We start from the raw sequence: 7,379 nt of genomic DNA, 5'->3' as shown, positions 1-7,379 counted from the left end.
TTCGACGTGCCGGTCCGCTTCGACACCGACGAGCTCGACGTGACGCTCGACCTCGAGCGGCTCGGTTCGATCACCTCCATTCCGCTTCTGGAGATCCGGCGATGAACGACGAATCCCGCTTCATAGCTGCGGTTCTGAAAGAACTCGCCACGTCCACCGCAGTGATCCTCGCTGCCTGGGGCGCGCTCGGCGGCGCGACCAACGCGCTGACCACGAAGATGCGGCTGCGCGATGCGCTGCGGCACATTCTGCTCGGCGGGCTGATCGCAGCCGGGATGGGCAGCCTCTCCATGGCCGTGATCACCGCCTGGCTCAGCCTGCCGCCCGAGGCAATCCCGGCAGGCGGTGCTGCAGGGTCCGCCGCCTATCTCGTCGGCGTCTTCGGGCCGGCCTTCATCGAGATGCTGCTCGCCCGCCTGCGCCGTGCCAACGAAGGCGGCGGCGATGAATGAACTCATCCGCCTCGCGCGCTCCCTCCGCTGCGATCCCACGGATGCCCGACAGGCCTTTGCCCACCGTCTGCGCATCGGCCTCGCCGTCGCCGCGCTGATCCTGGTCCTCTCGCTTCTCCGGTAATCCCATGCACATGACCGACCGGGGCCTCCTGGCCCTCGTCCGGCACGAAGGCATCGTGCCCGGACCCTATCTCGATGTGAAACAGGTCTGGACCTTCGGCATCGGCCACACGGCCGCGGCCGGGCCGCCCGATCCGGCGACCATGGCCCGCGGCATGCCCGGCGATCTCGATGCCGGGATCCGTGAGGTGTTCCGGGTCTTCCGGGCCGACCTCGCGCGCTACGAGGCCGCCGTGATGCGCGCGGTGAAGGTGCCGCTCAAGCCGCACGAGTTCGATGCGCTGGTCAGCTTCCACTACAACACCGTCGGCATCGCCAAGGCAGCGCTGACCCGCCACCTCAATGCCGGCAATCGCGTTGCAGCCGGCAACGCGTTTCTGAACTGGCGGCGACCGGCCTCCATCGTCCCCCGCCGGGAGGCCGAGAGCGATCTGTTCCGGCATGGCCGCTATCCCGGCGGCACGATCCCGGTCTGGTCCGTGGATCGCACGGGCCGGGTGGACTTCTCGCGACCGGTCCGTCGCCTGACCGAGGATGAGGCTCTGGCCTTGGCTCGCGGGCCGTCGCCGACGCCTCCGGTCCTCAAGCCTGCACCAAACGCACCGACCGGCTGGCTCGCCCGGCTGGCCGCCTTCTTCTCCACCCTGATCCGGAGGGCCTGATCCCCATGCGCTACGTTCGTCCCAACTCGCTCACCTGGTGGGCGGGACTGCTCGCCATTCTCACCGGCATCGCCTCCCTCGCGCTGCCCGCGACTGGGCCGCTGAGCGAGCTTTCCCGCCTCGTCGCGCTGCTCGCCGGCTCTGGCGATGCCTCGCCCGCAGGGCTCATGTTCCTCGGTCTGGGCCTGATCGGCCTGCGCGACCGGATCGAGCGCGGGTTCCACGGCGATGCTTGAGTTCCTCGCCGGTCTGGTCGTGGGCGGCTGCCTCGGGGTCTTCGTCGTCGCCCTTTGCGTGGCCGCAGCCCGCGGGGAGCGGGACGATGGCTGATCTCCTGATCTGGCTGGTCGCAGCTTTCGGCGCGGTCGGGGGCGTCGTCCTCGGCCGGGTCTGGGGCCGAGTGGAAGGGGAACGAGCGGGCAAACTGGAGGCCGAACGCGATGCGATGGAAGACAGGAACAAGCGTATCGGGCGCGGGCGGGATGCGGTTCGCGACGGTCGCGGCGCTGGCGATCCCGCTGACCGGCTGCGCCGCAACGATGGGCGCTGGTGATGCCGGGTGCGCCTCCTACGCCGAGGCGCGGCTAGGCCGACCTGCTGCCCAGACTGTCGGGACGGTGCCACAGGCGTGGGCCGACTGGATCGCAGATCTCGACGACCGCATGACGGGAACCTGCCGATGAAGACCCTCGCTCCCGCCCTGCAGGCCCATCTCGACGAGGGCACGACCACGCTCGCCTGGTGCTGGCGCATCACGCGCGCCGATGGCGTCACCTTCGGCTTCACCGATCACGACCGGACGCTGAGCTTCGACTGGACGGATTTCGAGCCGGCGAGTGGGCTCACGGCGTCCGAGGTCCGCTCGGGCTCGGACCTCTCGGTCGATGCGCAGGATGCCGAGGGCGTGCTGACATCGGACCGGATCACCGAGACCGACATCCTCGACGGTCGTTGGGACAACGCCGAGGTCGAGGTCTGGCGTGTGAACTGGGCCGATCCGAGCCAGCGCGTCCTCATGCGCCGGGGCGCCATCGGGCAGATCCGGCGCGGGCGGCTGGCCTTCGTCGCCGAAGTCCGCTCGCTCGCCCATGTGCTGGGCCAGACAGTCGGGCGGACCTTCCAGGCGACCTGTGACGCCGCGCTTGGCGATGCGCGCTGCGGCGTCGATGTGAATGACCCCGTCTTCAAGGGGGCGGGCGCCGTCATCGATCTCCTGCGTGACCGTGCCTTCACCGCCTCGGGGCTCGGCGGGTTCGAGGCCGGCTGGTTCACTTTCGGCACGCTGGACTGGACGAGCGGCGCGAACGCGGGGCGGCGCACCGAGGTGCTGGGCCACGACGTCACGGACGGCATCGCTGTGCTGACCCTGCTCGAGGCGCCGGTCCGTGCCATCGCCGAGGACGACGGCTTCACCATCCGTGCGGGCTGCGACAAACGGATGGAAACCTGCGGGGCGAAGTTCGCGAACACCGCCAACTTTCGCGGCTTCCCGCACATCCCTGGTCAGGACGCCGTACTTCGCTACGCCACCAAGGACGGTGGGCACGAGGGAGGCGTGCTGTGACCTCCGCCGATCCCACGCGCGTCATCGCCATTGCGCAGGCCTGGCTCGGCACGCCCTACCACGATCAGGCTAGCCTTCGGGGTGTCGGCTGCGACTGCCTTGGGCTGGCCCGGGGCGTCTGGCGCGAAGTCGTCGGCCCCGAGCCGTTCCCGATCCCGGCCTACAGCCGCGACTGGGGCGAGACCGGGCCGCGCGAGGTGTTGGCCGAGGGCGCGCGGCGCATGATGCCGGAAATTGCACCTGCTAACGCCGATCCCGGCGCGCTGGTCCTCTTCCGCATGAAGCCGCGCGCCATCGCCAAGCATGTCGGGATCCTCACCGGTCCCGACACCTTCCTCCACGCCTACGAGCGGCTCGGCGTGATCGAGGAACCGCTCACGCAACCCTGGCGGCGGCGCATCGCCTTCGCCTTCCTGTTCCCGCAACGCTGAGTTTCACACATGGCCACCCTCGTTCTCGGCGCGGCCGGCGCCGCCATTGGCGGCAGCATCGGCGGCGCGATCCTCGGCGTCAGCGCCGCGACCATCGGCGGCTTCATCGGTTCCACCATCGGCTCGGTGGTCGACAGCTGGATCATCTCGTCGCTGGCGCCGACGCAGCGCATCGAGGGTGCGCGGCTCGACACGCTGCGCATCACCTCGGCCACCGAAGGCGCGGTGATCCCGCGGCTCTACGGTCGTATGCGCATGGGTGGCAACATCATCTGGGCGACCGATTTCCGCGAGGAGACCAAAACCACCACCCAAGGCGGCGGCAAGGGCGGCGGGGGCGGCAAGGTCAAGACCACCGAGTATCTCTACTACGCCAGCTTCGCGGTCGCATTGTGCGAGGGCCCGATCACCGGCATCGGGCGCATCTGGGCCGACGGCAAACCGATGGACCTCTCCGGCGTCACCTGGCGCTGGTATCCGGGCGACGAGACGCAGACCGCCGATCCGTTCATCGCCGCGAAGATGGGCGCGGCCAACACCCCCGCCTATCGCGGGACGGCCTATGTCGTCTTCGAGGAACTGGCGCTCTCCACCTACGGCAACCGCCTGCCGCAGCTGTCCTTCGAGGTGTTCCGCCCGCTGGCCGACCCCGACACCGCTGAGGGGCTGACACGCGCCGTCACCATGATCCCGGCCTCAGGCGAGTTCACCTACGCGACGCAGGCCATCCGCAAGACCCACGGCGGCGCGCAGATCCCTGAGAACCTGAACGCGCTGGCAGACTCCACCGACATGGTGGAGGCGCTCGACCGGCTGCAGGCCATGGCGCCTGCGGTCGAGAGCGTCAGCCTCGTCGTCGCCTGGTTCGGAGACGATCTGCGCGCGGGATCGTGCAAGGTGCGGCCGGGCGTCGAGGTGTCGGCCAAGTCGACCACGCCCGCCAGCTGGTCGGTGAATGGCGTGAGCCGCGCCAGTGCCTTCCTCGTCAGCCGCGACGACCAGGATCGGCCGGTCTATGGCGGCACGCCGTCCGACTTCGCCGTGGTGCAGGCGATCCAGGAGATGAAGGCGCGCGGACTGCGGGTCACCTTCTATCCGTTCATCCTGATGGACGTGCCGCCCGGCAACAGCCTGCCGAACCCGTATTCCGACAATGCCGCGGAGACCGGTCAGCCCGCGTTCCCCTGGCGTGGGCGGATCACCTGTTCTCCGGCGGCGGGGTTCGCAGGATCGGTGGACAAGACTGCCACGGCGGCTGCGCAGGTCGCGGCGCTGTTCGGCGCGGGGACGCCCGCCAGTTTCAGCGTCTCGGGTCAGTCGGTTTCGTGGACCGGCACGCCTGGCGACTGGGGCCTCCGCCGCATGGTGCTGCACTACGCCCATCTCTGCGCGGCGGCGGGCGGCGTCGATGCCTTCCTGATCGGCACGGAGATGCCGGGGCTGACGACGATCCGCTCGGACGCCAGCACCTATCCGGCGGTGCAGGCCTATCGGGACCTGCTCGCGGATGTTCGCTCGATCCTCGGGTCCGGGACGAAGATCGGATACGCGGCGGACTGGTCGGAGTATTTCGGGCATCAGCCCAACGACGGCAGCGGCGACGTGTTCTTCCACCTCGATCCGCTCTGGGCCGATCCGGAGACCGACTTCGTCGGCATCGACAACTACATGCCGCTCTCCGACTGGCGGGATGGCTTCGAGCATGCCGACGCGGCCGAGGGCTGGCCCGCGATCTATGACCGCGCCTATCTGCAGGAAAACATCGCGGGCGGCGAAGGCTTCGACTGGTTCTACGCCAGCGCAGCGGACCGCTCCGCGCAGGTGCGCACCCCGATCACCGACGGTACCGCCAGCAAGCCGTGGGTCTTCCGCTACAAGGATCTGCGCGCCTGGTGGTCGAACCCGCATTACGACCGCCCCGATGGAGTGGAGAGCGGCACACCGACGGCGTGGGTGCCGCAGTCCAAGCCGATCTGGTTCACCGAGCTTGGCTGTCCCGCCATCGACCGAGGGACGAACCAGCCCAACGTCTTCTTCGACCCGAAGTCGTCGGAGAGCTTCACGCCGCATTTCTCGCGGGGCTGGCGCGATGACGCGATCCAGCGCGCCTATCTCGAGGCCACGTATCTCTGGTGGGGCGTCCCGGCGAACAACCCGGTCTCCTCGGTCTACGGCGGTCGGATGGTGCACGTCCCTGAATGCGCCGCCTGGACCTGGGACGCGCGGCCGTATCCGTTCTTCCCGGCGCTGACCGACGTCTGGACTGACGGCGCGAACTGGCGGCTCGGGCATTGGCTGACGGGACGGCTGGGTGCGGTGTCGCTGGCCGCGCTCGTGCGGCACCTCTGCCTGCGCGCCGGCCTGCCCGAGGCGCGGATCGACGTCACCGGGCTTTGGGGCGCGGTCGAGGGCTACGCGATCACGGCGCTCGAAAGCCCGCGCGCCTCGATCACCACGCTGTCGCGCCACTTCGGCTTCGACGCGGTCGAGACCGAAGGCGTGATCCGCTTCGTCATGCGCGGCCGGGCCTCCGTCGCCACGCTTGCGCCCGACGATCTGGTCGCCCCCCGCGAGGGCGACCTGCTGGAACTGACCCGCGGCCAGGAGACCGAGCTGCCGCAGGCGCTGAAGTGGCAGATCGCCCGTGCCGACGAGGATTATGACGCCGCCCTCGTAGAGGCGCGGCGCATCACCGTGGACACGACGCGGATCGCATCCGAGTCCTTCCCCATGGCGGTCCCGCCCGAGGAGGCCGAGCGGCGCTGCCGCCGCGCGTTGATGGAGGCGTGGGTGGGGCGCGAGACGGCGGCGTTCCGTCTGCCGCCCTCGCGGCTCGCGCTCGATTCGGCCGACGCGATCCGGCTCGCCCATGACGGGCGGCTGGTCGATCTGCGGCTCGTCTCCATCGCCGACGCCGAGGCGCGCGGCATCGACGCGGTCCGCCAGGACCGGGCGACCTACGATCTGCCGCCCGGCAATCCTCGCGCGGCGTCGCTGACGCGGGCGGTGGTGTTCGGCGCGCCGGATGCGGTGCTGATGGACCTGCCGCAGCTGACCGAGGACCAGCCCGCACATCGGCCGTTTGTCGCGGCGCATGCCATGCCGTGGCCGGGCGAGATCGCGGTGTTCCGCGGCCCCGCGACCGATGGCTTCGAGCTGCTGACGACCTTCGGCAGCCGCGCCCGGATCGGTACACTGGTCTCGGATTTCTACGCGGGGCCCACCTCGCGCTTCGACCTCGGCAATGCGTTGGTGGTCGACCTGCTGACCGGCACGCTGGAAAGCGTCACCGACCTGACCCTGTTCGGAGGGGCCAATGCGCTTGCGTTGGAAACCGCACCGGGCACTTGGGAGATCGTGCAGGCGGGCGCGGCCGAGCTGCTGGCGCCGGGTCGATATCGTCTGACCCGGCTCCTGCGTGGCCAGCGCGGCACTGAGGGCGCCATGGGCAATCCGGTGCCCGCTGGCGCGCGGGTCGTCGTGCTGGACACCGCACTTGCGTCACTGCCCATCGCCGAGGCCGATCTCGGCATCCCATGGAACTGGCGCATCGGTCCGGCGAGCCGCCCGGTCAACGACGAGACCTATGTGGCGCAGGCCTTCACGCCGGTGGGCGTCGGGCTGCGGCCGTTCTCGGTCGCCCACGTCGAGCAGCCGTGGCGCAGGCCGCGCACTGCCGGGGGCCTGACCATCCGCTGGACGCGCCGGTCGCGCGCGCTCGCCGCCGACAGCTAGAGCGGGCTGGAGGTGCCACTCGGCGAGGAGATCGAGGCCTACGAGGTCGAGATTCTCGACGGCGCCACCGTGAAGCGGGTGCTGAGCACCGCCACCCCCAGCGCGGTCTACACCGCCGCCCAGCAGACTGCCGACTGGGGCGCGCCGCTCGGCCCGGGCGACAGCGTCACCATCCGCATCTACCAGCTCTCCGCCCTCGTCGGGCGGGGCGCGCCCAAGACCGTCACGCTGACATTCTGAAGGCCATCCCATGTCCGACGCCACGACCCATCTCCTGCTTCCCTACATCCTGGCGGCGCAGGCCCAGAAGCACGTCACCCACAACGAGGCGCTGCGGCTCCTCGACGGGCTCGTCCAACTTTCCGTGCTCGACCGCGATCTGACAGCGCCGCCCGGTTCTCCTGGCGAAGGC

At 70.0% G+C, this 7,379-nt stretch carries 9 protein-coding genes and 1 pseudogene; all 10 read left to right on the top strand.

The window, feature by feature from the left end; genetic code table 11:
* A partial coding sequence (locus Q0938_RS18630; protein ID WP_299365532.1) for a DUF2460 domain-containing protein occupies positions 1 to 105 on the top strand: 105 nt, incomplete at its 5' end.
* Positions 102 to 452 carry a hypothetical protein gene (locus Q0938_RS18625; protein ID WP_216034877.1) on the top strand — a complete coding sequence of 117 codons (351 nt, stop codon included), beginning with the start codon at positions 102 to 104 and terminating at the stop codon, positions 450 to 452. The genes Q0938_RS18630 and Q0938_RS18625, both read left to right, overlap by 4 nt.
* On the top strand, positions 445 to 576 hold the full coding sequence (locus Q0938_RS18620; RefSeq protein ID WP_299365526.1) for a hypothetical protein: 132 nt from the start codon (positions 445 to 447) through the stop codon (positions 574 to 576). The genes Q0938_RS18625 and Q0938_RS18620 overlap by 8 nt, the downstream gene beginning before the upstream one ends.
* Before the next feature lie 4 nt (positions 577 to 580).
* A complete protein-coding gene (locus Q0938_RS18615; RefSeq protein WP_299365524.1) occupies positions 581 to 1,237 on the top strand; it encodes a lysozyme in 657 nt (218 codons plus the stop codon).
* A 5-nt stretch (positions 1,238 to 1,242) separates the two neighbouring features.
* Positions 1,243 to 1,473: a hypothetical protein gene (locus Q0938_RS18610; RefSeq protein ID WP_299365522.1), complete on the top strand. Its 231-nt coding sequence runs from the start codon at positions 1,243 to 1,245 to the stop codon at positions 1,471 to 1,473.
* A gap of 86 nt (positions 1,474 to 1,559) precedes the next feature.
* On the top strand, positions 1,560 to 1,790 hold the full coding sequence (locus tag Q0938_RS18605; RefSeq protein ID WP_299365520.1) for a hypothetical protein: 231 nt from the start codon (positions 1,560 to 1,562) through the stop codon (positions 1,788 to 1,790).
* Between the two features lie 126 nt (positions 1,791 to 1,916).
* Positions 1,917 to 2,801: a DUF2163 domain-containing protein gene (locus tag Q0938_RS18600; protein WP_299365518.1), complete on the top strand. Its 885-nt coding sequence runs from the start codon at positions 1,917 to 1,919 to the stop codon at positions 2,799 to 2,801.
* Positions 2,798 to 3,232, top strand: a complete 435-nt coding sequence (locus Q0938_RS18595; RefSeq protein ID WP_299365516.1) for an NlpC/P60 family protein — start codon at positions 2,798 to 2,800, stop codon at positions 3,230 to 3,232. Before Q0938_RS18600 ends, Q0938_RS18595 begins: the two co-directional genes overlap by 4 nt.
* Before the next feature lie 9 nt (positions 3,233 to 3,241).
* Positions 3,242 to 7,207 (top strand): annotated as a pseudogene (locus tag Q0938_RS18590) (glycoside hydrolase TIM-barrel-like domain-containing protein).
* 10 nt (positions 7,208 to 7,217) lie between these two features.
* On the top strand, positions 7,218 to 7,379 hold a 162-nt coding region (locus tag Q0938_RS18585; RefSeq protein ID WP_299365530.1), incomplete at its 3' end, for a DUF2793 domain-containing protein.

It is taken from the genome of uncultured Paracoccus sp., assembly GCF_947496875.1.
In the GTDB taxonomy this organism is placed as follows: domain Bacteria; phylum Pseudomonadota; class Alphaproteobacteria; order Rhodobacterales; family Rhodobacteraceae; genus Paracoccus.
The sequence above is the reverse complement of the archived record's forward strand: the minus strand, read 5'-3'. Positions and strand labels throughout refer to the sequence as shown.